This window comes from Lentzea sp. (genome assembly GCF_036380075.1).
GTDB lineage: Bacteria > Actinomycetota > Actinomycetes > Mycobacteriales > Pseudonocardiaceae > Lentzea.
In genome coordinates, this window is the sequence record NZ_DASVFL010000055.1 from 1 (window position 1) to 23,346 (window position 23,346).

The window sequence follows — 23,346 nt, forward strand, 5'->3', positions numbered from 1 at the left end:
GGAGCGCGAGCGGGAGGTCGCCGGCGAGCATCGCGACGAACCCCCTGTTGTGCAGGCACATCGCCGCCCGCCCCGGCTCGCCGATGGCCAGCAGCACCGTCTGCGCGGCCAGGAAGTCGGCCTCCGCCCTGGCGAGCTGACCGGCGTTGCAGCGGGCGATCCCGCGTCCGACCAGCGCGTTCGCCAGCCACCGCTCGTCGCCGTACCTCTTGAGCTCCCTGATCACCGCCGTCAGTTCCGCGATCGCCAGCCGCGGCTCGGCCGCCAGGTGCAGCCCACGCAGGCACCGGGCCCTGGACAGCTCCCGGCCGCGCAGGTGCGGCGTGGCCAGGTCGAGGTGCCGCAGACTCTGCTCGCGCCGCCCGCGGTCGAGCTCGATCCACGCGAGCGTGAGGTGGAACCGCGCCTGCCCGACGAGCCGCAACCCGCGCCGCGCGAGCCGGGCGGCGACGTCGAGGTGGCCGAGCTCGACGTGGGCGATGCTGAGGTCGTGCAACGCGTCCGCACGCTGGGCTTTCGTGCCGCGGACCTCGGTCAGGGAGATGGTGGCGCGCGGGTCGGCGCTGGCGCTCACGCGACGAACCACCCCGTCGTCAGGCCGAGCCCGGGCACGGTCACGCACACCGGTCCGGGCGGGACCTCGGCGCGGAACCAGCCCTCGGCGTCCGGCTGGAGCGACCGGGTCGAGCTCGGGGTGCGGACCTCGACGGGGACGACCTCGTCCAGCAGCCCGGTCAGGTGCGGGGAGTCGAGCTGGAGGTGGAGGCGGCCGGCGCCGACGTGGAAGACGAGCTGGCGGGACGGACCGCGCACCGGTTCTTGGACCGGCTCCATGGCAGCGAATCCGGTGGGGCGCGGGGTGAGGACGGGCGGCGGGGCGTCGGTGTGGAACAGGTCGGCGAGCTCGTCGAGCAACGGGTCCCTCATCGCAGCGCCTCCACCTTCCGGCGCAGCTCCGCCAGGCACCGGCTGCGGGTCGACCCGACGTTCCCCACCTTCATCCCCAGGGCGTCGGCAACCTGTGCATAACTCAGTTCCGGGCTGTGGGCAGCTATGCGCAGGAGCCGCTGGCAACGTTCGTTCAACGTCATCAGCGCGCTCCACAGCCGGCGCTGCCGATCGGTGGTGACGGCCACCTCGTCCGGGGTGGGCAGCGTCGACTCCGGCTCCCACAGGTCGTACGACACCTCGCGACCTCGGGTGCGCAGCACGGCGATCGACTGACGGGTGGCGGTACGGACCAGCCACACGCCCAGCGCCTCCGGCTGCCGGATGCGGGAGAGGTGTTCGGCCAGGCTGAGCCACGTGCACTGGTAGACGTCGGCCGCGTCCGCGTGGCTCAGGCGGAACGATCTGGGCACCGACCAGACCAGTCTGGAATAGCGCTCGACCAGGACGTCCCAGCCGCACGAGCCGGACCGCCAGCCGACGAGAACCTCTGTGTTCGAGTCCATGCCATTTGGAGTCGAACCCCGGCTCAGCCGCTCCCGCGCTCACCCGAAAGTGGTTTGTCCACAGGTGTGGAGGAACTCGTCCACACTTGTGGACAACTACAGCTTGTGGAGGCGCTCCACGGCCTCGTCGATCACCGCGTCCTGCTTGCAGAACGCGAACCGGATCAGGTGCTTCCAGTCGTCCGGGTGGTCCGTGAACACCTGGACGGGCACCGCGGTGACGCCGATCTTGGCGGGCAGGTCGCGGCACAACGCCAGTCCGTCCGTGTAGCCCAACGGCCGGACGTCGGCACAGATGAAGTACGTGCCCTCCGACGACCGGACCTCGAAACCAGCCGCACGAAGCCCCTCGGCCAGACGCGCGCGCTTCGACGCGAGGGAGTCGCGCAACGACGACACCCAGTCCAGCTCGGCGGTCAGGGCGTGCGCGACGGCGGGCTGGAACGGAGCCCCGCCCACGAAGGTCATGAACTGCTTGGCCGCGCGCACCGCGCCGACCAGCTCGGCCGGCCCGCACACCCAGCCGATCTTCCAGCCGGTGCAGTTGAACGTCTTGCCGGCGCCGGAGATCGACAGCGTGCGCTGCGCCATCCCCGGCAGCGAGGCCAGCGGGATGTGCACGAGCCCGTCGAACACCAGGTGCTCGTAGACCTCGTCGGTGATCGCCAGCAGGTCGTGCTCGACGCACAGCGCCGCGATCGCTTGGAGCTCCTCCAAGCGGAAGACGGTCCCGGTCGGGTTGTGCGGCGAGTTCACCAGGATCGCCCGCGTCCTGGGCGTCACGGCGGCGCGCAACGCGTCGACGTCCAACGCCAGCCGCCCCGACGCGTCCTCGCGCAGCCCGACGGACACCCGCGAGGCCCCGGCCATCGCCACCGAGGCGGCGTAGGAGTCGTAGTACGGCTCGATGAGGATGACCTCGTCACCGGCCTCGACCAGCGCCAGCAACGAGGCCGCGATGGCCTCGGTGGCACCGACCGTGACCAGCACCTCGGTGTCCGGGTCGTGGGAGAGCCCGTAGCGCGACCGGTGGGCGGCGACGGCCCGGCGCAGCACCGGCATGCCGGGACCGGGCGGGTACTGGTTGACCCCCGATCCGATCGCGGACTGGGCCGCCGCGAGCATCGACTCCGGACCGTCGGTGTCGGGGAAGCCCTGACCGAGGTTGACGGCGTCGTGCTGCACGGCCAGCGCCGTCATCTCCGCGAAGATGGTCGACGTGAACGGCTGCAACCGGGGAACTAGCGCTGGTACCCGCACAACTCAGGATCTTCACGGACAATGGTCGTGTGGAGCAACTGACCGCCGCTGACCAGCAGAAGCGCACGGACCTGCGCAAGATGAAGCTCGTCGCCACGAGCTTCCTCGTGGGCGCGACGGTCATCTTCTTCGGCACGCACGCCTTCGAAGGTGCCTGGGTCGGGTACGTGCGGGCCGCCGCCGAGGCCGGCATGGTCGGCGCCCTCGCCGACTGGTTCGCCGTGACGGCCCTGTTCAGGCGCCCTCTCGGCCTGCCGATCCCGCACACCGCGATCATCCCCGAGCGCAAGAACATGTTCGGCAAGACGCTCGGCGACTTCGTAGGCGTCAACTTCCTCAGCCCCGAGGTCGTGCAGGACAAGCTGCGCCGGGCGGGGATCGCCGAACGCGCTGGGGCGTGGCTCAAGCAGCCGGAGAACGCCGAGCGGGTCACCACCGAGATGGCCAACGTCCTCAAGGGCGCGATCACCGTGCTCAAGGACGACGTGGTCCAGGCCGTCGTCGAGCAGGCGATCGTCAAGCGGGTCACCGCGAAGCCGTGGGGGCCGCCGCTGGGCAAGCTGCTCAACCAGGTGCTCACCGACGGCGCGCACCACAAGCTCGTCGACCTCATGTGCGACCGCGCGTACGAGTGGGTGCGCGACAACCACGACAAGGTCAGCCTCATCGTCTCCGACCGCGCGCCCACGTGGTCGCCCAAGTTCGTCGACTCGCTGCTCGGCGACAAGGTCTACACCGAGCTCGTCAACTTCGCGTGGGCGGTGAAGACCGATGTCAACCACCCGATGCGGCTCGCCGTGGACCAGTTCCTGATCGAGTTCTCGAGCGACATGCAGACCGACCCGTCGACCATGCAGAAGGCCGAGCAGGTCAAGCAGCAGGTGATCAACCACCCGGACGTGCAGAAGCTGATCAGCAGCGCGTGGGGCACGGCCAAGAAGATGCTCATCGACGCCGCCGAGGACCCGTCCAGCGAGCTGCGCAGGCGCGTCACGCAGGGCCTGGTCACGCTCGGCACGAACCTGACCGACGACCCGAAGCTGCGCGCCAAGGTCGACGGGTGGCTGGAGCAGGCCGCCGGGTACGTCGTGAGCAACTACCGCGGGGAGATCACCACGCTCATCACCGACACGGTCGAGCGCTGGGACGCCGAGGAGACCTCGCGCAAGATCGAGCTGCAGGTCGGCAGGGACCTGCAGTTCATCCGAATCAACGGGACCGTGGTCGGCGCGCTCGCCGGCCTGGTGATCTACACCGTGGCCAACGTGCTGTTCTGAGACGACGCGCGGCTTCGTTTTCGGAACGTCCGCGCCTTCTCGCGGTTGCCGCACACCCGCATCGAGCACCAGGTGCGCGAGCGGTTGCGCGAACGGTCGAAGAACGCGCGCCCGCAGTCCTCGGCGGGACAGATCTTGAAGCGTTCCCAGGAGCCCAGTACCGCGAGCCGGGCCGAGGCGGCCAGCACCGCGCCCAGCGCGTCCGAGCTCGACAGCACCGGGACGCCGTCGGTGAGCTCGATGTGCACCACGCCGGCGGCCGTCTGCGGTCCCGACGACCCCTCGATGGACGACCTCAGGGCCGCACGGGCCGCGCGCGCCTGCTCGATCTCGCTGCTCCGCCCGAGGCCGCGCTCGGTCACCCACGCGCGCCAGGAGGCTTCACTGTCCAGTACGTGTCGAGTGTTCAGGAAGTCGAGCAGCAGCTCGACGTCGTGATCCCAGCCGACAGTCAGACCAGTCACCCCACCACTGTAGGCGCCACGGCGGTTGCCCGTCAGCGCGTTCGAGGAATACACCCGGTGTATACCTCGTGTGTATAGTGCTCGCCATGTCGATCGGACACGCACTGTTGGGGCTGCTCGAGGGCGGTCCACGGCACGGTTACGACCTCAAGCGCGCCTACGACGAACGCTTCGGTCAGGACCGGCCCCTGCACTACGGGCAGGTGTACTCGACCCTGTCGCGACTGCTGAAGAACGGCTTCGTCACCGAGGCGGGCGTGGAGGCCGGCGACGGCCCGGAACGCAAGCGCTACGCCATCACCGATGCCGGGGTCACTGATGTGGAACGCTGGCTCGGCACGCCGGAGAAGCCCGAGCCGTACCTGCAGAACACGCTGTACGCGAAGGTCGTGCTGGCCCTGCTCTCCGGCCGCAGCGCCACCGAGGTGCTCGACGCGCAACGGTCGGCGCACCTCGCCACGATGCGCGGGCTGACCAGGCGCAAGGTCGACGGAGACCTCGCCGACCAGCTCATCTGCGACTTCGCCCTGTTCCACCTCGAAGCCGACCTGCGGTGGCTCGAACTGACCGCCGCCCGCCTGGACCAGCTGGCCGTGGAGGTCACGCGATGAGCCTGTTGAGGGCCGAGGGCCTGACCAAGTCGTTCGGCAAGACCCGCGCGCTCGACGGCGCCGGCATCTCCGTCCGCGAGGGCGAGGTGGTCGCGGTGATGGGACCGTCGGGCTCCGGCAAGTCCACGCTGCTGCACTGCCTCGCGGGCATCCTCCCGCCGGACGAGGGCACGGTGCACTACGGCGACCGGGACCTGACGGCGATGAACGACGGCGCCCGCAGCGAGCTGCGGCGCACCGAGTTCGGGTTCGTCTTCCAGTTCGGCCAGCTCGTGCCGGAGCTGACCTGCCTGGAGAACGTCGCGTTGCCGCTGCGCCTGAGCGGTTTGAAGCGCAAGGACGCCGAACTGGCCGCGACGGACTGGCTCACCCGGCTGGAGGTCGACGGAGTCGCCGACCAGCGCCCCGGCGAGACGTCCGGAGGTCAGGGGCAACGCGTCGCGGTCGCCCGCGCCCTGGTCACCGCGCCGAAGGTGATCTTCGCCGACGAACCGACCGGCGCGCTCGACTCGCTCAACGGCGAACGCGTCATGCACCTGCTCACGACCGCGGCCCGCGAGACGGGTGCCGCCGTCGTGCTCGTCACCCACGAACCGCGCGTCGCCGCCTACTCCGACCGTGAGGTCGTCGTGCGCGATGGGCGTTCACGGGACGTGGAGTTCGCACGGTGAACCGCACGATCGCAGACCTCGCGCTCGGGGTCCGGCTGGCCGTCGGGGGCAGCCGGAAGTCGTGGGTGAGGCTCCTGCTCCAGGGCCTGGGCATCGGGCTGGGCGTGGCGTTGCTGCTGTTCGCGGCCGCGGTGCCGAGCGTGGTCGAGGCGCAGGACGTCCGGGAAGACGCGCGGAACCCGGTGTCCGAGGGCAGCGGACCGGTGCTGCTGCTGGCGGACCGGCAGGGGCACGCGTTCCGCAACGACTACATCCTCGGCTCGTACCTCAAGGCGCTCACGCCGGACGCGCCCCCGCCGCCCGGGATTCCCAGGGTGCCGGGGAACGGCGAGATCTTCGTGTCGCCCGCGCTCGCCGACCTGCTGGCGGCACCCGGCGTGGAGCTGCTGAAGCCGCGCTTCCCGCAGCGGGTCGTCGGCACGATCGGCCAGGCGGGCCTGCTCAACCCCGGCGAGCTGCTGTTCTACGCCGGCGACGACTCGCTCGTGGCGGACGAGGAGACCAACGTCGTCCGGAGCTGGGGCGTCACGCTCAACAGCGGGTCGGTCGACCCGCTGATGTGGATGCTCAGCGTCGTCGGCCTGGTGGTGCTGCTGTTCCCGGTGCTCGTGTTCGTCGGCGTCGCCACCCGGCTGTCGGCGGCGCAGCGCGACCGCAGGCTGGCCGCGCTGCGCCTGGTGGGAGCGGCGGCGAGCCGCGTGCGGCTGATCGCGTCCGGTGAGGCGCTGGCCGGTGCGGCCGCCGGGCTGGTCGTCGGCTTCGGGGTGTTCTTCGCGATCCGGCCGGCGGTCGACCGGATCAGCATCCGGCAGCTGTCCGCGTTCCCGTCCGACGTCACGCCGACGGTCGCGCTGACGCTCACGGTGGTGCTCGCCGTGCCGGTCCTCGCGGTGGTCACGTCGCTCTTCGCGATGCGCCGGACGATCATCGAACCGCTGGGCGTGGTGCGGGACCAGAAACCGGTGCGGCGCCGGATCTGGTGGCGCCTCGTGCCGGTCGCGGCCGGGGTGGTGCTGCTGGGCAGCCAGGTCGGCAGGCTCACCTCGACCACCAAGCCCGGCACGATGCCGGTGGTGGCCGGCGTGGTGCTGCTCATGCTCGGCATCCCGATGGTGCTGCCGTGGCTGGTCGAACGCGTCGTCTTTCGGATGCGCGGCCGCACGCCGGCGCTGCAGCTCGCCGTGCGCCGACTGCAGCTCGACAGCGGCACGGCGGCCCGTGTCGTCGGCGGTGTCGCCGTCGTGCTCGCGGGCACCGTGACGCTGCAGATGATGCTGGCCGGAGTCGAGCAGGAGGTGCGGGCCGAGCAGAAGCAGGAAGCGAACTACCGCTACCTCAACGTCTCCCCGAACCCGCTGGCGGACGTGGACCCCGGCGCTCTCGTCGCGACCCTGGAGAAGAGCACCGGCGTGACCCGCGTCCACCGGATCGACGAGGTCACCGGGCAGATCGGCGACGACCCGTACGTCCCGGTCGTCATCGGTTCGTGCGCGGCGCTGGCCGTCCAGTCGATCGTCCCGGACTGCACCGACGGCAAGGCCTACGTCGTCCCGTTCGCGGGCGGCAACCGGAACCCGCGGCAGGGCGACGTCCTGACCGTGCGGAAGTCCGGCGAGAAGTGGACCGTGCCCGCGGTGGAGACGATCAGGGGTTCCCGGCAGGGCCTGGTGCTGACCCCGGCGGCGGCCCGCGGTCTCACGCCGGCGCGGACCGAGTACCTCGCCGAGATCGACCGCGAGCTGCCCGACGCCGCCGAGCACGCGCGCAACGCCCTGGCGGGCTACGGCTGGCGGGTGAGCAGCTACTTCACGGGCCAGGACGGCACCTCGGAGGCGGAGCAGGCGTTCGGCGTGGTCCGCCGCGCGCTGCTCGCCGGTGCGTTCCTGACGCTGCTCGTCGCGGCCGGGTCGTTGCTGGTCGTGGCGCTCGAGCAGGTGCGGGAACGGCGCAGGCCGCTCGCGGTGATGGCGGCGAGCGGGGTGCCGCGCGGCACGCTCGCGAGGTCGTTGCTCTGGCAGAACGCCCTGCCGCTCGCGCTCGCGACGGTCGTGTCGCTCGCCACCGGCATCGGGCTCGGCGTGCTGGTGATGCGGGTCTTCGGGTCCGAGATCGCGTTCGACTGGGCGGGGATCGGCCTCATGACGGCGGTCATGACCGGCCTGACCCTCGCGGTCACCGCTCTGACGCTGCCCTCGCTGAGAAGGGCGACCGGAGCGCTGGGCCTGCGGACCGAGTAGTCCTGCTCGTCACCTCGTGCTCTGCCAGGCGGTCCTGCACCAGCCCGTGCCGGAACTGGTAGCAGGCCCCCGCCCGGCAGAGCACGCCGAGCTTGCGCGAGTCCTCCAGGAACACCATCAGCTCCCAGGGCAGCTTCCCGCGCAGCGCCAGCCAGATCCGCGCGACGGTGAACCACCACCAGCGCAGGTGCAGCACGGCGAGCGCGAACCCGAGCATCAGCCCCGACGCGAGCCCGAGCCCGACCATCCCGGTCTGGCCGGGGCCGAACACCAGTGCCGCCGCGGAACCGAAGACCACCGCCAGCACCAGGGACCCGGTCCACACCGCGATCCGGTCGCGCGCCATCGTCCACAGAGGACTGGAGGCCTGCGAGAGCTCGGCGGCGCTCGTCAACGCGAACCGCAGCGCGATCGCCACGGCGAGGCCGAGTCCGACGACGAGCCCGGCCGCGAGTCCGTACAGGGCACCGAAAACCAGTCCGCCGGCCAGTCCCACGACGCCGGGGACGAGCAGCAGACTGCGCCAGATCCCCAGTCGTGACTTGGCTTTGCGCTCGTGCGAGGCAGTCAGGGCGGCCGCGCCGACGGCGACGCCGGCGACCAGACCCGTGATGGGCGCGAGCTTCGGCGTGATCGAGTAGGCCATCAGCCAGGCGACGCCGAACCCGCCGATCGCGCCCAGCACGACGGCGCCGAGCACCGCGAGCCACGTGCTGCCGACCGACCGGCGCAGCTCCCACCAGGCCAGTTCGCGGATGCCGCGGTCGCGCATCTCGTGGGCGAGGAACTCGAGCCACTTGCGCGCCTTGTCCCGCGGCCACACCTGCGAGGCACCGGCGTGGTGCGCGAACGCCCTGTTGCCGAACGCCCGCGAGACCAGCTCGTCGCAGAGGTGGTCGGAGATCGCCCGCGCGTCGGGGAAGCGGCCGCGGTCGAGCAGTTCCGTCGGTTCGGCCTCGCTGTCGGCGTAGACCATGCTGGCGAGCCACATCGTGAGCGGCGTGGACAACGCCTCCGCGAGCCGGCCGTCCGGTTCCTCGCGCAGCTGGATGAACACCGGCTCCCACCGCGCCGCGCCCCGGCTGTCGGCGGTGGAGCGCAGGTGGGCGGCGACCTCCTCCAGGTCGAGCGGTGCCAGTTCGACGACGTCCGCGCCCGGCACGGCACCGGCGGCGTGGACCGCCTGCGCGAACTCGGCCGTGCGGCAGGTCAGCACCAGCGGCCGGTTCGCGGGGAACGCCTTGACGATGCGGGCCAGCGCGTCCGCGCGCTGGTGGCCTGGCAGGTCGTCCAGGCCGTCGAGCACCGGCAGCACGAGGCGTTGCTCGACCAGCAGGTCGCCGGCGTAGCTGCCGTACAGCTCGGTGTTGCGCAGCGCCGGGTGGTCCTCGTACAGCCGCCGGGTGAGCCACGTGCGGATGTCCTCGACCGCGGGGTTCCACGTCGACAGCGGCAGCAGGACGGGCACCATGCCGCCGTCGTAGCGGTCGAGCAGGCCGCACGTCAGCAGCATCGCGACGGTCGACTTGCCGGTGCCCGCGTCGCCGATGACCACCAGGCGGTGGTTGGGCTGCCGTTCGAACGCGCCGACGACCGCGTCGCTGCGTCCCGGCGGGGCGGTGCGCCCGTCGCTCACGTCCAGCTCGGGGGCCGTCCAGTGCAGGTCGAGCAGGTCGGGTTCGACGAGGCCGCGCGACCGCACCTCCTCGTTCCACTGCGACTGCAGACCGACGGCGAGCGCACGGCACGCGGCGTCGAGGTGCTCGTCCGTGCTCAGCGCGGCGTTGTGCCTGCGCCGGAGCCACGGGTCGAGCAGCGCCAGCAGACCCAGGAACGCCAGCGCGAGCGCGATCAGCCACAGGTGCGGGTCGATGCCGTGGTCGGTGACGAACAGACCCGCCGCGGTGAGCAGCGCGGTCAGCACGCAGCCGGTCAGCAACGCCTGCTGACGGAATCGGGACATGCGTCGAATCATGACGCACCGCTTGCACCCCGGGTCGATTCAGTGACCCGTGTCGTGACGTTCAGTTGTTGATCACAGATGCCAGTGCAGATCACCGAAAGTCAGGAACTGGCCGTCGTGCCGGATGCTGACCCCGAAGTCCTGCCGACGAGGTTCGCCCAGGTCACGCCACTGCTCGACGGCCGCTTCGGCCGCGTCCCACAGCCGGCGCGGACCGCCCTGGTCGACGTGCGAGCCGTGGTGGTACACCCAGGACCCGTCCGAATGGGCCAACCGGTCCTGGCCCGCGACGACGCCGGACAGCGCGATCCCGGCGAAGAACTCGAACGGACTGGCCGGGTCGGTCGCGGTCGCGAAAGGGAGCGTCGTCCTGCGGCGGTCGAACTCGCCCTCGCCGGCGAACTCGCCCTCGCCGGCGAGCGCGGGTGGGTGGGCGTGTGCGCGCAGCGGCATGAAACGCCCGTCCTCGGCCAGGACGCGGCCCTCGCCGGTGCCGTCGCCGTTCGACGAGACCAGCACGAGCCCGGCGCCGATCGGGCGGTGCAGCGTCGTGACGACCAGGCCGCCGGGCCGGGTCTGCTCCAGCCAGGCGGACGGGATCGCCGAGACGGAGCACGTCGCCAGCACGCGGTCGTACGGTGCGCGCCCCGGATGGCCGAGAGCGCCGTCGCCCGTGACGCACGTCGGCTCGAAACCGTTGCGGTGCAGTCGTTCGCGCGCCCGTCGCGAGAGGTTCGAGTCGACGTCGACCGTCGTCACGTTCGCGGAACCCGCCACGTGGCACAGCAGTGCCGCGTTGTAGCCCGTGCCGGTGCCGACCTCCAGCACCGACTGTCCTCTGTGGACGTCGAGCGCCGCCAGCATGATCGCCATGATCGTCGGCATGCTGGACGAGCACGTCGGTGTGCCTCCGGTCACCGTGTCGTCGCCGTCGAACTGGGTAACCCAGACCCGGTCGGCGTAGACCAGTTCCAACCAGTCCGGGTGTGCCGCGGTGACGCGTTCCCAGTCGCCGTCGTGGAGCTGGCGGTAGAAGTGCGGCAGGAACTCGTGCCGGGGAACGGCGCGGAAAGCCTTGAGCCACCGGGAGTCGTGCAGCACGCCGTCGCCGAGCAGGTGGTCCGCCAGCTCGGCCCGCAGGGCTCCGGCGTCGTCCATGTCACCCGTCACGGTAGTCCTGTGGCGGAGCCCACGCAGCTGCTGCTAGCAGAGTGCTTGCAACTGCTAGCACCCCTCGCTAACGTGGTCGGTGGCAGAGGAACGGGAGCGGGAACAGTGGACAAGTCCATCGACAAAGCAGTCGCGGACCTCGGCCGCAACATCGGTGAGTACATCCGCGAGCAGCGCAACACCGCCAAGATCTCCTTGCGGGAGCTGGCGAAGCAGGCGGGTGTCTCCAACCCCTACTTGAGCCAGATCGAGCGAGGACTGCGCAAGCCCAGCGCGGAGATCCTCCAGCAGATCGCCAAGGGGCTGCGCATCTCGGCGGAGGCGCTCTACGTCGAAGCCGGGATCCTCCAGCAGCGCGAAGGCGGTGCGCTGGCGGACGCCATCGTCGCCGCGACCGATCTGACCGAGCGGCAGAAGCAGGTGCTGCTCGACGTCTACGAATCTTTCAGGCGGGAGAACGCCGCCAAGAACTCAGAGGAGTGATCTCCATGCCGAAGCTCACCCAGGACGACGTCCGCAAGGCCGCCGAGCAGGGCGCCCACGCCGCGCGCCAGGCCCTTCTCGCCGCGCTCGGCGCCGGTGACCTCGCCGCCAAGGCCGTGGTCGAGGCCCTGACCAAGGCCAAGGAGCGCGCCGACGAGGCCCGCACCCAGGCCAAGGACCTGCCCGCCGAGCTGGACGGCCTGCGCGAGAAGCTGCAGCCGGCCGAGCTGAAGAAGCTCGTCGACGCCTACACCGCGTCCGCGGTGAACCTGTACACCTACCTCGCGGAGCAGGGCGAGCAGACGCTGGAGCAGATCAAGGCCCAGCCGCAGGTCAAGCAGGCCGTGGAGCAGGTCGAGCAGGCCGTCGGTGTCGCGCAGAAGCGCGCCGAGACCGCCGCCGCCGACGCAAAGGTGCTCGCCGACGACGTCCTCGGCAAGGTGACCCGCCGCACCCGTTCGGTCGGCGAGAAGGTCGCCAACCAGGTCGAGGACGGCGCCGAGAGGCTGGCCGAGGAGATCGTCGAGGTCGGTGGCGAGGCCGCGCACGAGGTGCGCAGCACGACCCGCAAGGCCGCGAACCGCACCGCGCCGCGCAAGCCGGCCACCACGACCCGCAGCACCACCACCGCTGCGAAGAAGACCACGCCGAACACCACCAAGTGATTCGGGTCTGAGGTTTTCCTCCGAGAGGGGAGCGGTCCGAACGGACCGCTCCCCTCTCGCCGTACCGGCACGTAGTCTGGGTGCGTGTTCGTAATCCCGCCCTTCAGCATCTGGTACCTCGACGGCTTCGTGTACTTCGTGCTCGACCTCGGGTTCACCGTCCTGGGGTTGTTCGCGTTCTTCCACGCGCTGACCCAGAAGGTGGACGCCTACACCGCGATCGAGCGCATGACCAAGCCCGCCTGGCTGGGCATCACCGGTGGTGGGACGGCGGCGATGCTGTTGTTCTCACCGGGTGGCATCGGGTCGATCTTCTGGCTGGCCGGCCTGGTCGCCGTGCTCGTGTACATGGTGGACGTGCGCCCCAAGCTGATCGAGGTGCAGCGCGGCGGCCCCCGCTGGTGATCACGCGGTCCTACGGCTCCGGCTCGCCGGTGACCCTGGTCGCCCACGGGCTCGGCGCCACGCCCGGCGAGGCGCGCATCCCCGCCTCCGGGCTGCCGGGAACGCGCGTCGTCGTGACGCTGCCGTCGCACGGGGACGCCCCCGACGCGCCGCCCGGCTACTGGGACTACGGCCGGATCGCGGCGGATCTGACGTCCGTTCCCGCTGACCAGGCCGTCGGTGTCTCGCTGGGAGCCGGGGCGTTGGTCAGGGTGCTGTCCGCCGAACCCGATCGTTTTCACCGCGTGGCCCTGCTGCTGCCCGCGGTTCTGGACCGGCCGCGTCCGTCGTTCACGTTGCAGCAGCTCTCCGACCTGACGGTCGGACCTCCCGCCTACGTCGCCGAACGCCGTGCCGCGTTGTCCCGCCTGGAGGCCGCGGCCTCGCAGCTGCCGGGCCAGGTCGCCGTCGCGGACGCGTCGGTGCTGAGCGCCGTGACGGTTCCAGTGCTGGTCATCGGGGCGGTCGGCGACCCGCTGCACCCCGAGGACGTGGCGGAGGAGACCGCCGCCGCGTTCCCCGCCGGTGAGCTGTGGCTGGTCGACTCGCCCGCGCCGATGATCACCCACCGCACGGAGATCCGCCACAGGTTGACGTCGTTCTTCGGCGGGTAGCCGGAGTGCATGGCTGAACAGAAGAAGATCGCGTTCCTGGTGGACATGGAGGGCATCGAGCAGGTCGAGCTCACCGACCCGTGGCAGCACGTCGAGAAGGCCGGTGGCGTTCCCCGCCTGCTCGCGCCGAAGCTCGGCGAGGTGAAGGGCTTCCACCACCTCACGCCCGCGGACTCGTTCCCCGTGGACGGCACCTTCGCCGACGCGTCCGCCGACGACTACGACGGCGCCGTCATTCCAGGCGGCGTGGCCAATGCCGACTTCCTCAGGATGGACTCCGACGCCGTGGCGCTGGTGAAGGCCCTGGTGGCGGCGGGCAAGCCGGTCGCGTCGATCTGCCACGGCCCGTGGCTGCTGGTCGAGGCGGACGTGGTGCGCGGCAAGATGCTGACTTCGTTCCCGAGCCTGCAGACCGACGTCCGCAACGCGGGCGGCGACTGGGCCGACCAGGAGGTCCGGGTCTGCGACATGAACGGGTGGACGCTCGTGACCTCCCGCAACCCCGACGACCTGCCGGCGTTCAACCGCGAGGCCCTGAAGGCGTTCGGTCTCTCCGAGTAACCGGGATCTGCAGCTCCCGGCACCGTTCTCTCCTAGAGGCGCGTCCGGGCGTAGTGCTTCATGGCGTCACGGGTCCACTCGGCCATGTTGCCGCCGCCTTCGACCTCGAAGTTGGCCCGGAACTCGTCCGAGTCGACGTAGAGGTCGCCCAGCCCCGAGTAGGACTCCCGGTTGGGCGTCCAGCTCAGGCAGATCCAGCGGTAGTGGCGGTCGATCTGCTCCTGCGTCTCGGGAGCGTCGACCGCCGAACCCGCGGTGTACAGGCCGCCGAGCTTCTCGGCGATGTCGCGCCACTCGGCCATGAACCGGTCCGCGTCGGCCCGCTTCCAGCCCTGCATCTTCTGGCGGCTCTCGGCGATGTGCTCCCTCGCACCCTCGCCGTAGCGTTCGACGAGCTCCGCCTCGTGCCGCTCCTGCTCCTTGGCGTCGAAGCCGTCGAACAGCTCCTCCATCTTCACCTCGTCCCCTCCTTCCAGTTCGGCGATGGTCCGCGCGACGGTGTTGGCGAGCCGGTCCAGCCGCTGCTTCTCGTCCTGCAGCCACCGGTGGTGGTCGCGCAGGACCGTGAGCTGGTCCGTGCCGTTCAACATCCGTGCCACCACGTCGAGGCCCAGGCCCAGGTCGCGCAGCAGCAGGATCTGCTGCAGGCGGTGGACCTGCTCCTTCTCGTAGTAGCGGTAGCCGTTGTCACCGATCCAGGCCGGTGGCAGCAGCCCGATCGAGTCGTAGTGCCGCAGCGTCCTGGACGTCACCTTGGACATCCGGGCCACCTGGGCGATCGACCAGGCCATGTCGGCTCCCTTCGCGCTCTGGAAACGACGGTAGGGGTTGACGCAGCGTCAAAGTCAAAGCGAGTTTGAGAGTATGGATCCCGTGTGGACCATCGCCGGGTCGTTGGACCCCCAACCAGTGCTTTCTCGCCTTGATCTGGTGCCTGCGCCCGTCGAGGCAGCTCTGAAGGTCTTGGACGGTGCCGACCGCGTCGCCGTCGCCGAGATCGACGCCTCGCTCGCGGACACCGCCGAGTTCTGCGCGCACTACGGCTCGCCCCTCGCCGCCTCGGCGAACTGCGTCGTCGTCGCCGGCAAGCGCGGTGACGTGGTCCGTTACGCGGCCTGCATGGTCCTCGCGACCATGCGCGCCGACGTGAACGGGGTCATCCGCAAGCGGCTCGACGCGCGCAAGGCGTCGTTCGCGCCGATGGACGAGGCCGTGGCGTTGACCGGCATGGAGTACGGCGGCATCACGCCCATCGGCGTGCCCGCGGACTGGCCGATCCTCGTGTCGCCCGAGGTGGCCGCCGCCCCCGAGCTGATCGTGGGCAGCGGCATCCGCGGCAGCAAGATCCTGATCCCCGTCGACGTGCTGATGAACCTGCCCGGCGCCGAGGTCCTGCCGGATCTAGCCCGCGTACTTGACCAGTAGCTCGATCGCCTCGTCGACGTCGTCCGTCACGAGGATCCACTGCTCGGCCTCCCGGCCCGCCGCCAGCTTCTGCACGAGCGGCGCGGCCGGGACCTCGTCGGTCCAGAACGCCTTGCCGAGGAACACCATGGGCGCGGCCGGGCCGACGCTGCCGTAGTAGTTCTGCGTGAAGTCCTGGAAGACCTCCTGGACCGTGCCCGCCTTGCCCGGCGTGTAGACGATGCCGCCGGTCGCGACGGTCAGCAGGCCCTCCTCGCGCACCGAGTTCGCGAAGTACTTCGCGTGCAGCTCGCAGGCCGGGTTGGGCGGCTCGTGGCCGTAGAACCAGGTCGGGATGCCGATCGTGCGCGGGATGTCGAAGTGCGGCAGCTCCGGGAACGCCGCCAGCCAGCGGCCGATCGACTCGTCGTCGCTGCCGAACGACGGGGCCTTGGCGATGTCGCGCAGGACCTCGGTGTCGGGGGAGCCGAGGCGCACGCCCAGCGGCACGGCCTCCATCGCGCCCGGTCCGCCGCCGGTCAGGACGGTGAAGCCGGACTTGCCGAGCGCGGCACCCAGCTCGACGGCGTTGCGGTAGCCGTCCGAGCCCCTGGCCAGCGCGTGGCCTCCCATGACCGCCACCGGCGAGCCCGTGAGCACCTCGTCGAGGGCCTCGGTGATCGAGTGGTCGTGCAGGCGTTCGGCTAGCGCGTGCAACGGGTCGGGGTGGTGGCCCTGGCGCTTGCTGTGGCGGTAGATCACCGCGTCCGGGGTGTCCGCGTACGACGCCGGGTTCGCCGGGTCGAAGCCCTCGAACAGCTCCGCCGGCGTGTAGAGCGACGACCGGTACACGTCGTAGGGCAGGTCGGGGATCACCGGGAAGATCAACGCTCCCGCGGCCTCCGCCCGCCGCTGCATGCTCTCGCCGAGCGTGCAGCCGAGGAACAGGGCGCCGTCCAACGGCACCCGCACGTCCTCGCGGGTGAGGTCCAGTCCGATGATGACGGCTTTGCGCAGGTCGGGCTGTGCCCGAAGCTGGTCGTGGCCGGTGATTTCGATCCGCACGGGAAAAAGACTAAGCCTCGGGCGAACCAACGGGGCCCGGTATCCGAATCACTGGTGGGAACCACAGGTCCGCTCGCCACCCCGACGAGCGGCCCCGCGGGCCGCTCTGCCCAGAAAGGTTCCCCGCAATGGTTGTCGAACAGCTGACCGGCTGCGCCGCCCGTGGTGCCCGAGTGGTGGACCCCCACCGCGTCGAGTACCTGGACTGCGGTGGCTACGGAGTCCCGCTGCTGGGCCACGCCCACCCCGAGGTCGTGCGTGCCGTGGTCGGCCAGGTGCGCAGGCCGTCCCTGCTGGACCGCCTGATGCTCGACCTGGTCACGCCCCACGGCCTGGACCACGTCCACACCTTCGCCTCGGCCTCCGAGGCCGCCCAGTTCGCCGTGGCCCTCGCACAGGCCAACGGCCGCCCACGCGTCCTGACGACGGGCGACGTCCCGTACGGCGGCATCGACTCGTTGCGCGCCACTCTCGCTGCCGGACCACCCGCGTGCGTGATGGTCGAACCGGTCCGCGGCGTCTCGCTGCCTCCCAACGGCTACCTCAAGGCCGTGGCCGAGGTGTGCCGCGAGCAGGGCGCACTGCTGGTGGTCGACGAGACCCGCTCGGGCCTGGGCCGGCTGGGCGTCTGGTGGGGCGCCGACCTCGACGAGGTGACGCCCGACATCCTGCTGGTCGGCGAGGGCCTGTCCGGCGGAGTCCTGCCGATCGCCGCCGTCGTCGCCTCCGCGGCCGTCGAGGTGCCGCTGTGGCGCGGCCACGACGCCGTGTCGCCGCTGGCCTCCGCCGCCGTCAACGCCTGCCTGCGCGTCATCGCCTCCGAGGGCCTGGTCGAACGGGCCAAGCTGCTGGGCGACGAGCTCCTGTACGGCCTGCGGGCCGTGGTCGCCGGCAAGGCCCACGCCACCGGGCGCGGTCTGCTGCTCGGTGTCGAGCTGCCGGACAAGAAGGCGGCCGACGTGTTCACCGGCGAGCTGCTGCGGCTGCGGGTGCTCGCCGACTTCCGCGGGCGGACCGTCAGCTTCACGCCGCCCGCGGTCATGTCGGCGGCCGACGCCGGGTGGATGGTGGAGGCCGTGGGCAGGGCGGCGAACAAGATCTGACGTCCGGTGGGGCGCGCCGCGGCGGGTGCGCCCCACCGGGCTCAGAAGATCACCGTCTGGTTGCCGTGCACCAGCACGCGGTCCTCCAGGTGCCACCGCAGCCCGCGCGCCAGCACCACCTTCTCGATGTCGCGCCCCTTGCGGACCATGTCCGCCACCGAGTCGCCGTGGTGCACGCGCAGCACGTCCTGCTCGATGATCGGCCCGGCGTCCAGGTCGGCCGTCACGTAGTGGCAGGTGGCGCCGACCAGCTTCACGCCGCGGCGGTGCGCCTGGTGGTACGGGCGGGCGCCGATGAACGACGGCAGGAAGCTGTGGTGGATGTTGATCGTGCGGCCGGCCCAGGCCGCGCACAGCTCCGGCGGCAGGATCTGCATGAAGCGCGCCAGCACCACGGCGTGCGGGTCGTGCTTCTCCACCAGCAGGCGCAGCTGGGCGAACGCCGCCTGCTTGCCCTCGGGGTCGTTCACCGGGAACCGCACGTGGTGGAACGGGATGCCGTGCGCGCGCGTGATGTCGCCCAGCTCGGGGTGGTTGCCGATGACGGCGGACACCTCGACGTCGAGCTCACCGGTCGCGACCCGCGCCAGCAGGTCGTACAGGCAGTGGCCCTCCTTCGACACGAGGATCACCACGCGCTTGCGCGACCCCGTGTCGGTCACCGTCCACGTCGACTGCGCACCCAGCGACGCCGCCACCTCGCCGAACCGCGCGCGCAGCTCGTCCACGCCGAACGGCAGCGAGTCCGCCCGCACTTCCTGGCGGGTGAAGAACCAGCCCGTACCGGGATCGGTGTGGTAGGCGGCCTCGACGATCCAGCCGCCGTTGTCCGCGAGGAAGGACGAGATCCTCGCGATGATGCCGGTGCGGTCCGGGCAGCCGAAGGTGATCACATAGCGACGTTCAGGCGATGACACGCAGCAGGAGTATTCACGCCTTCGGCAGCGCCGCCAACAACGACGCGTCGCCCGTCACGATCGCGTGACTCGGCCGGCCCCACAGCGCGCGGTAGACCGCGTCGGCGGTGCCCGCGACGGTCGTGTCCGCGTCCACGGCCGAGTCCAGCACGTCCGTCACGACGACGGGCTCACCGGCCGCCAGCCAGACCTGCCAGGTGCGGCCGGCGTCCGCGGCGTGCACGACCAGCCGCCCGGTCCTCTCGACGACCTGGCCGCGCACCAGCTGGCGGGGCACCATCACGGTCAGGTGCTCGTCGACGCCGTCGGCGGCGAACTCCGGGTCGAACAGCAGCGTCGGCGGTTCGTGACCGGTCGCGAGCTCCGCGTCGAGGCGGTGGACCGCAGTCTCGTGCGCCTGCCGGCGCGCCCAGAAGGCGGCGACCTGCGAGCCCTGGAACGTCCACGCCGGGCTGTCGGGCGATACCGAGCGGAGCCGGGAGACGAGCAGGCCGGCCGCGTCGTCCCACCAGGAGAGCGCCTCGTCCCACCCCTCGGGCGCCTGCACCCAGCCGGGACGGCCAGCGTCGGGCGCGGTGACGACGGCCTCCGCCGCCCACGCGTGCACCTCGCCGATGTGCCGCACCAGGTCCAGCACCGTCCACTTCGGACACGACGGGACGGCGGCGTCCGGTCCGGCCTGCACAGCGGCCGAACGCAACGCCGAAGCCTGCTTCTCGATCTCCGCGACGAAGTCCACGAAACCACCCTAGGGCGCGACGGCCGCCCATTCGAGCGTGATTTCGCCGAGCCGCCACCGCCGCCGGTCGTCGAGCACCGGCCAGCCGCGTTCCACCAGCAACCGCACCGACTCCACCCACCGCGCACGGGGACCGAACGGCGCGAACGGAGCCGCGGTCGCCCAGCACGCGTCCAGCTCGGCCAGCAGCGCGTGCACGCGCTCGCCGGGGACGTTCTTGTGGATCAGGGCCTTCGGCAGCCGCTCGGCGACGTCCGACGGCGTCTCGACCGCGGACGGCTTGAGCGCCAGCGTGAAGGTCTGGGGCCCGTCGGCCGACAGCGTCACCCACGTGCACCGGCGGCCGATCTCGTCGCACGTGCCCTCGACGACCAGCCCGCCGGGAGCCATCCGCGACAGCATGGTGTCCCACGCCTCGAACGCCTGCTCCTCGGTGTACTGGCGCAGCACGTTGAAGGCGCGCAACAACACCGGCCGCGCGCCCGCCAGCTCGAACCCGCCGCGCCGGAAGTCCAGGAAGGGCGGAGCGGCGACGGCCTTGCCCGCGTCCACCCGGTCCTGGTCGATCTCCAGCCCGAGCACGCGCACGTCGGGGCGGACGACCCGCAGCCGCGCGGCCATCTCGACGGTGGTGACAGGCGTGGCGCCGTACCCGAGGTCCACCACGAGCGGGTCGGCGGCCGAGGCGAGGAACGACGCCAGCGTGCCGGTCATCCAGCGGTCGACCCTGCGCAGGCGGTTCGGGTTGGTCGTGCCGCGCGTCGGCAGGCCGAGCGCGCGGGCCCGGCCGGCCGCTAGCCGCGGTTTGCGAGCCATTCGGAGGTGAACTCGCTCTCCTTGTCGAGCAGCACGGCGACCTGCTCCGCGATCAGCTTCTCGAGCTTGCCGCCCAGCAGCGGGATGCTGACCTTGACCTCCCCCGTGAGGGTGGTCTTGGAACCGGCGCCCTCTGGCAGGACGGTGAACGCGCCCTCGAGCCGGCCGGGCACGCCGTTGACGGCCACCTCGACCGTGCCGGCGCCCGCGGCCCACGTCTCCGTGCGCTGGATCACCAGGTCGCCGCCCAGTGCCGCCTTGACCGCCGACGGCAGGTGCTCGGCGGGCACGCCCTGCTTGAGCTGGTACGACGTCCGCTCGTCGGTCTTGTCGAACGACACCAGCGCGGCGTTCGTGCCGCCGATGGCGGCCAGCCGGTCCCGCAGGTAGGTCTCGTCGACCATGGCGGCGAAGACCTCGTCCGCCGAACGGGGTGACGTGGTGTGGTGCTCGATGCGGCGTGCCATGTCGCGGAGGCTACCGTTGACGTCTGTGACCACCACGCAGTCCGTACCCCTGGCCGAGCGCACGACGCTCCGACTCGGTGGGCCTGCCGCGCGGTTCGTCCACGCCACGACCGCCTCCGAGCTGGTCGAAGCCGTGCGAACAGCCGACGCCGCCGCCGACGAGAAGGTGCTCGTGCTCGGTGGTGGGTCCAACCTCGTGATCTCCGACGGGGGCTTCGACGGCACGGTCGTGCACGTCGCCACCAAGGGTTTCCGGCTCGACCCGCTGGGCGGCGGCATCGTCCAGTTCACCGTCGAGGCCGGCGAGGAGTGGGACGCGGTCGTCGCCGAGGCGGTCGCGCAGGGGCTCGGCGGCCTGGAGTGCCTGTCGGGCATCCCCGGCCTCAACGGCGCCACGCCCGTGCAGAACGTCGGCGCGTACGGCGTCGAGATCTCCCAGGTGCTCCAGTCGGTCGACATCCTCGACCGCCGCAGCGGCAAGGTGCACCAGGTGCCCGCCGCGAAGCTCGGCCTCGACTACCGCACCAGCACGTTGAAGGGCACCGACAACGCCGTCGTGCTGCGCACCCGGTTCTCGCTGACCGCGGGCGGCATGTCGGCGCCGATCCGCTACGGCGAGCTGGCGCGCGTTCTCGGTGTGGCGCAAGGGGATCGCGTTCCCGCGGACGAGGCCCGCAAGGCCGTCCTGGAGCTGCGCCGCGGCAAGGGCATGGTGCTCGACCCCGCCGACCACGACACGTGGAGCGCAGGCTCGTTCTTCACCAACCCGATCGTCGACGACTCGACGTTCGCGGGCGTGCTGATCCGCATCGCCGAACGCCTCGGCTCCGACGTCGACGTGCCGAGCTACCCGGCGGGCCACGGCCAGCGGAAGCTCTCCGCCGCGTGGCTGATCGAACGCGCCGGGTTCCGCAAGGGACACCAGGGTCCCGGCGGCCGGGTGTCGTTGTCCGGCAAGCACACCCTCGCGCTCACCAACCGCGGCGGCGCCTCCACCGAGGACCTGCTCGACCTGGCGCGCGAGGTGCGCGACGGCGTGCGGTCGGCGTTCGGGGTGGAGCTGCACCCGGAACCGGTCTTCGTCGGCGTCCGGATGTGAGCCTCCCGGCCCGAGGGCCGAACAGGTGACTCCATGTGACGAACCGCTACCCCACGTGTTTCATTGAGGTAGAGGGAACGGAGGTCGCCATGAGCTACCTCGATGAGAACGCGCGAGCGGCCATCAGGCCGGTCAAGCGGATGGTGGAGGACGAGTTCCTCTCCCGGCCGGGAGTCATCGGCGTCGACATCGGCGAGAAGGTCACCGCGGGCGTGCCGACCGGCAGGGCCGCGATCGTCGTCTACGTGTGCGCCAAGGGACCCGGCCACCCGCGGCAGATCCCGGTGGAGGTCGGCGGAGTGCCGACCGACGTCGTCGCCGAGTCGATCGTGCTGCACCGCGCGATGGTCACCCGCGCCACGGGATTCGTTGCGGTGGAACGGCATCCGGTGCTGCGCGGCGGCATCGGCATCGGGCCCGCCCGGTCGTTCCGGGTCGTGCCGCCGGAGGTGCCGAAGGCCGGCGAGTACGTGATCGCGGGCACGCTCGGCGCGTTCGCCGTCACCCGCGACGGGTGCGGGAAGGTGCTGGGGCTCACCACGTTCCACGTCGGCTGCGTCGACGACTCCTGGGCGGTGGGCGACGAGTTCGTGCATCCGTCCAGAGTGGACGGTGGGGTGCCCGGCGCGGACGTCGTCGCGGTGCTGGACCGCGCGGCGCTCGCGGGCCCGGTGTCCGCCGCCGGGCTGCGGATGGGCGCCAGGCCGTTCCGCGCGGAGGTCGTCGACATCGGCGCGATCACCGGCAGCGCGCGGGCCGAGATCGGGTCCACCGTGCGCAAACGCGGCCGCACCACCGAGCTCACGCACGGGGTGGTCGAGTCGGTCGACGCGACCGTGCGGCTCGACTTCGGCGGCGGCCTGGGCGTCCGGACGTTGCGCGACCAGATCCGCGTCCACTCGTCGGAACGCTTCGGCGACCACGGCGACAGCGGCGCGGTGCTCGTGGACGCGGACAACCGGGTCGTCGGCCTCTACGTGGCCGGCAGCGGCTCGACGGGGTTCGCGAACCCCATCGAGCCCGTCCTGCGCCAGCTCGACGTGGACCTGGTCACACCCGGTGCACCCGAGTCGCGGAGGCCTGCGCGCGGGGCTTGAGCACGATCTCGTCCAGGTTCACGTGCGACGGCCGGGTGACCGCGAACGCGATGACGTCCGCCACGTCGTCGGCGGTGAGCGGCGTGAGGCCCTCGTAGACCTTGGCCGCGCGTTCGGTGTCGCCGCCGAACCGGTTGGCGGAGAACTCGGTCTCGACCATGCCCGGCAGGACCTCGGTGACCCGCACCGGCTGGCCGAGCAGCTCGCCGCGCAGCGTCCGGTGCAGCGCCGACTGCGCGTGCTTGGCGCTCGTGTAGCCGGAGCCGTTGTCGTAGGCGTCGCGTGCTGCGACGGAAGTCACGGACACGACGTGCCCGTCGCCGGAGGCGATCAGCTTCGGGATGAAGGCCTTCGTGACCAGCAGGGTTCCGAGGACGTTCGCCTCCCACATCCAGCGCCATTCCTGCGGACTGCCCTCGGCGACGGTCGACAGACCGCGCGCGCCGCCCGCGTTGTTCACGAGCACGTTCGCGTGGGGTACTCGGTCGGCGAAGGCGGCGACGGAGGATTCGTCGGTGACGTCCAGCTCGATGGCCGTCCCGTCGATCTCCTTCGCGATAACGTGGAGGAGGTCCAGACGACGTGCGCCGAGCACGACGTGGAACCCCTCGGCGGCCAACCGCCGCGCGGTGGCCTCGCCGATGCCCGCGCTAGCTCCGGTCACTACTGCGACAGGTCGATTCACGACCCCGATCGTAGGCGGCCGGTCCGCGTGTGACCGACGTCACCCGCACCATCCCGTCGTGCTGGACGTCCTGTCTGTGG

Annotated in this window: 26 protein-coding genes and 1 pseudogene; 13 read left to right on the top strand and 14 right to left on the bottom strand. The window is 71.3% G+C overall.

The genetic code is table 11. The annotated features are described in order from the left end of the window. The 4 genes and pseudogenes from VF330_RS06515 to VF330_RS06530 all read right to left on the bottom strand — a co-directional run. A pseudogene (locus tag VF330_RS06515) lies at positions 1 to 574 on the bottom strand (hypothetical protein); the annotation flags it as partial. After that, positions 571 to 927: a hypothetical protein gene (locus tag VF330_RS06520; RefSeq protein WP_330850587.1), complete on the bottom strand. Its 357-nt coding sequence runs from the start codon at positions 925 to 927 to the stop codon at positions 571 to 573. The pseudogene VF330_RS06515 and the gene VF330_RS06520, both read right to left, overlap by 4 nt. Next, a complete protein-coding gene (locus tag VF330_RS06525) occupies positions 924 to 1,454 on the bottom strand; it encodes a sigma-70 family RNA polymerase sigma factor (protein ID WP_330850588.1) in 531 nt (176 codons plus the stop codon). The genes VF330_RS06520 and VF330_RS06525 overlap by 4 nt, the downstream gene beginning before the upstream one ends. 96 nt (positions 1,455 to 1,550) lie before the next feature. Next, a complete protein-coding gene (locus tag VF330_RS06530) occupies positions 1,551 to 2,714 on the bottom strand; it encodes a pyridoxal phosphate-dependent aminotransferase (RefSeq protein WP_330850589.1) in 1,164 nt (387 codons plus the stop codon). A 29-nt stretch (positions 2,715 to 2,743) separates the two neighbouring features. On the opposite strand from VF330_RS06530, the gene VF330_RS06535 reads away from it, so the two are divergent. Next, positions 2,744 to 3,991 (top strand): DUF445 domain-containing protein, encoded by a 1,248-nt coding sequence (locus VF330_RS06535; RefSeq protein ID WP_414675347.1) that lies wholly within the window; start codon positions 2,744 to 2,746, stop codon positions 3,989 to 3,991. Here VF330_RS06535 and VF330_RS06540 read toward each other — a convergent pair. Next, positions 3,964 to 4,455: a CGNR zinc finger domain-containing protein gene (locus tag VF330_RS06540; protein ID WP_330850590.1), complete on the bottom strand. Its 492-nt coding sequence runs from the start codon at positions 4,453 to 4,455 to the stop codon at positions 3,964 to 3,966. The two genes, VF330_RS06535 and VF330_RS06540, sit on opposite strands and share 28 nt — an antisense overlap. An 86-nt stretch (positions 4,456 to 4,541) precedes the next feature. On the opposite strand from VF330_RS06540, the gene VF330_RS06545 reads away from it, so the two are divergent. From VF330_RS06545 to VF330_RS06555, 3 genes are read left to right on the top strand one after another with little or no spacing between them, the layout of a single operon-like run. Then, entirely contained in the window at positions 4,542 to 5,066 is a 525-nt protein-coding gene (locus VF330_RS06545) for a PadR family transcriptional regulator (protein ID WP_330850591.1), read from the top strand. After that, the gene (locus VF330_RS06550) at positions 5,063 to 5,737 is read left to right on the top strand and encodes an ABC transporter ATP-binding protein (RefSeq protein ID WP_330850592.1); all 675 of its coding nucleotides are present in this window, start codon (positions 5,063 to 5,065) and stop codon (positions 5,735 to 5,737) included. Before VF330_RS06545 ends, VF330_RS06550 begins: the two co-directional genes overlap by 4 nt. Further along, complete coding sequence (locus VF330_RS06555) at positions 5,734 to 7,974, top strand: FtsX-like permease family protein (RefSeq protein WP_330850593.1); 2,241 nt, start codon at positions 5,734 to 5,736, stop codon at positions 7,972 to 7,974. Before VF330_RS06550 ends, VF330_RS06555 begins: the two co-directional genes overlap by 4 nt. On the opposite strand, the gene VF330_RS06560 is transcribed toward VF330_RS06555, so the two are convergent. Next, complete coding sequence (locus VF330_RS06560; RefSeq protein ID WP_330850594.1) at positions 7,910 to 9,937, bottom strand: hypothetical protein; 2,028 nt, start codon at positions 9,935 to 9,937, stop codon at positions 7,910 to 7,912. The two genes, VF330_RS06555 and VF330_RS06560, sit on opposite strands and share 65 nt — an antisense overlap. Positions 9,938 to 10,009: 72 nt before the next feature. Then, on the bottom strand, positions 10,010 to 11,095 hold the full coding sequence (locus VF330_RS06565; RefSeq protein WP_330850595.1) for a methyltransferase domain-containing protein: 1,086 nt from the start codon (positions 11,093 to 11,095) through the stop codon (positions 10,010 to 10,012). Between the two features lie 117 nt (positions 11,096 to 11,212). Here VF330_RS06565 and VF330_RS06570 point away from each other — a divergent pair, with 117 nt between their 5' ends. From VF330_RS06570 to VF330_RS06590, 5 genes are all read left to right on the top strand, one after another. Then, on the top strand, positions 11,213 to 11,590 hold the full coding sequence (locus VF330_RS06570; RefSeq protein ID WP_330850596.1) for a helix-turn-helix domain-containing protein: 378 nt from the start codon (positions 11,213 to 11,215) through the stop codon (positions 11,588 to 11,590). Between the two features lie 5 nt (positions 11,591 to 11,595). Further along, positions 11,596 to 12,255 (top strand): hypothetical protein, encoded by a 660-nt coding sequence (locus VF330_RS06575; RefSeq protein ID WP_330850597.1) that lies wholly within the window; start codon positions 11,596 to 11,598, stop codon positions 12,253 to 12,255. A 108-nt stretch (positions 12,256 to 12,363) separates the two neighbouring features. Beyond that, positions 12,364 to 12,660 (top strand): DUF2516 family protein, encoded by a 297-nt coding sequence (locus VF330_RS06580; RefSeq protein ID WP_330850630.1) that lies wholly within the window; start codon positions 12,364 to 12,366, stop codon positions 12,658 to 12,660. Further along, complete coding sequence (locus VF330_RS06585; RefSeq protein ID WP_330850598.1) at positions 12,657 to 13,313, top strand: alpha/beta hydrolase; 657 nt, start codon at positions 12,657 to 12,659, stop codon at positions 13,311 to 13,313. The genes VF330_RS06580 and VF330_RS06585 overlap by 4 nt, the downstream gene beginning before the upstream one ends. A gap of 9 nt (positions 13,314 to 13,322) precedes the next feature. Then, positions 13,323 to 13,874, top strand: a complete 552-nt coding sequence (locus tag VF330_RS06590) for a type 1 glutamine amidotransferase domain-containing protein (RefSeq protein WP_330850599.1) — start codon at positions 13,323 to 13,325, stop codon at positions 13,872 to 13,874. Positions 13,875 to 13,906: 32 nt separating this feature from the next. Here the strand turns inward: VF330_RS06590 and VF330_RS06595 are convergent, their stop codons facing one another. Further along, positions 13,907 to 14,665, bottom strand: a complete 759-nt coding sequence (locus VF330_RS06595; protein WP_330850600.1) for a MerR family transcriptional regulator — start codon at positions 14,663 to 14,665, stop codon at positions 13,907 to 13,909. Positions 14,666 to 14,738: 73 nt separating this feature from the next. On the opposite strand from VF330_RS06595, the gene VF330_RS06600 reads away from it, so the two are divergent. Then, positions 14,739 to 15,299 (top strand): YbaK/EbsC family protein, encoded by a 561-nt coding sequence (locus tag VF330_RS06600; protein ID WP_330850601.1) that lies wholly within the window; start codon positions 14,739 to 14,741, stop codon positions 15,297 to 15,299. Here the strand turns inward: VF330_RS06600 and VF330_RS06605 are convergent. Then, a complete protein-coding gene (locus VF330_RS06605) occupies positions 15,276 to 16,343 on the bottom strand; it encodes a hypothetical protein (RefSeq protein WP_330850602.1) in 1,068 nt (355 codons plus the stop codon). The genes VF330_RS06600 and VF330_RS06605 overlap by 24 nt on opposite strands. A gap of 128 nt (positions 16,344 to 16,471) precedes the next feature. On the opposite strand from VF330_RS06605, the gene VF330_RS06610 reads away from it, so the two are divergent. Further along, positions 16,472 to 17,446, top strand: coding sequence for an aminotransferase class III-fold pyridoxal phosphate-dependent enzyme (locus VF330_RS06610; protein ID WP_330850603.1), 975 nt, complete (start codon positions 16,472 to 16,474; stop codon positions 17,444 to 17,446). A gap of 41 nt (positions 17,447 to 17,487) precedes the next feature. Here the strand turns inward: VF330_RS06610 and purU are convergent, their stop codons facing one another. Genes purU through VF330_RS06630 form a run of 4 tightly spaced genes read right to left on the bottom strand, consistent with a single transcriptional unit; the run spans position 17,488 to position 20,385 of the window. Further along, positions 17,488 to 18,339: a formyltetrahydrofolate deformylase gene (gene purU, locus VF330_RS06615; RefSeq protein WP_330850604.1), complete on the bottom strand. Its 852-nt coding sequence runs from the start codon at positions 18,337 to 18,339 to the stop codon at positions 17,488 to 17,490. Positions 18,340 to 18,376: 37 nt separating this feature from the next. Next, a complete protein-coding gene (locus tag VF330_RS06620) occupies positions 18,377 to 19,102 on the bottom strand; it encodes a maleylpyruvate isomerase N-terminal domain-containing protein (RefSeq protein WP_330850605.1) in 726 nt (241 codons plus the stop codon). Positions 19,103 to 19,111: 9 nt separating this feature from the next. Beyond that, positions 19,112 to 19,918, bottom strand: coding sequence for a class I SAM-dependent methyltransferase (locus tag VF330_RS06625; RefSeq protein WP_330850606.1), 807 nt, complete (start codon positions 19,916 to 19,918; stop codon positions 19,112 to 19,114). Continuing rightward, complete coding sequence (locus tag VF330_RS06630) at positions 19,897 to 20,385, bottom strand: DUF2505 domain-containing protein (RefSeq protein ID WP_330850607.1); 489 nt, start codon at positions 20,383 to 20,385, stop codon at positions 19,897 to 19,899. The genes VF330_RS06625 and VF330_RS06630 overlap by 22 nt, the downstream gene beginning before the upstream one ends. Between VF330_RS06630 and VF330_RS06635 the strand changes: the two genes are divergently transcribed. Together VF330_RS06635 and VF330_RS06640 are read left to right on the top strand one after the other, a co-directional pair. Continuing rightward, positions 20,384 to 21,484 carry a UDP-N-acetylmuramate dehydrogenase gene (locus tag VF330_RS06635; RefSeq protein WP_330850608.1) on the top strand — a complete coding sequence of 367 codons (1,101 nt, stop codon included), beginning with the start codon at positions 20,384 to 20,386 and terminating at the stop codon, positions 21,482 to 21,484. The two genes, VF330_RS06630 and VF330_RS06635, sit on opposite strands and share 2 nt — an antisense overlap. A gap of 89 nt (positions 21,485 to 21,573) precedes the next feature. Continuing rightward, complete coding sequence (locus VF330_RS06640; RefSeq protein ID WP_330850609.1) at positions 21,574 to 22,581, top strand: hypothetical protein; 1,008 nt, start codon at positions 21,574 to 21,576, stop codon at positions 22,579 to 22,581. Here VF330_RS06640 and VF330_RS06645 read toward each other — a convergent pair. Beyond that, positions 22,535 to 23,266 (bottom strand): SDR family NAD(P)-dependent oxidoreductase, encoded by a 732-nt coding sequence (locus VF330_RS06645; RefSeq protein ID WP_330850610.1) that lies wholly within the window; start codon positions 23,264 to 23,266, stop codon positions 22,535 to 22,537. The genes VF330_RS06640 and VF330_RS06645 overlap by 47 nt on opposite strands. Positions 23,267 to 23,346 lie beyond the last annotated feature (80 nt).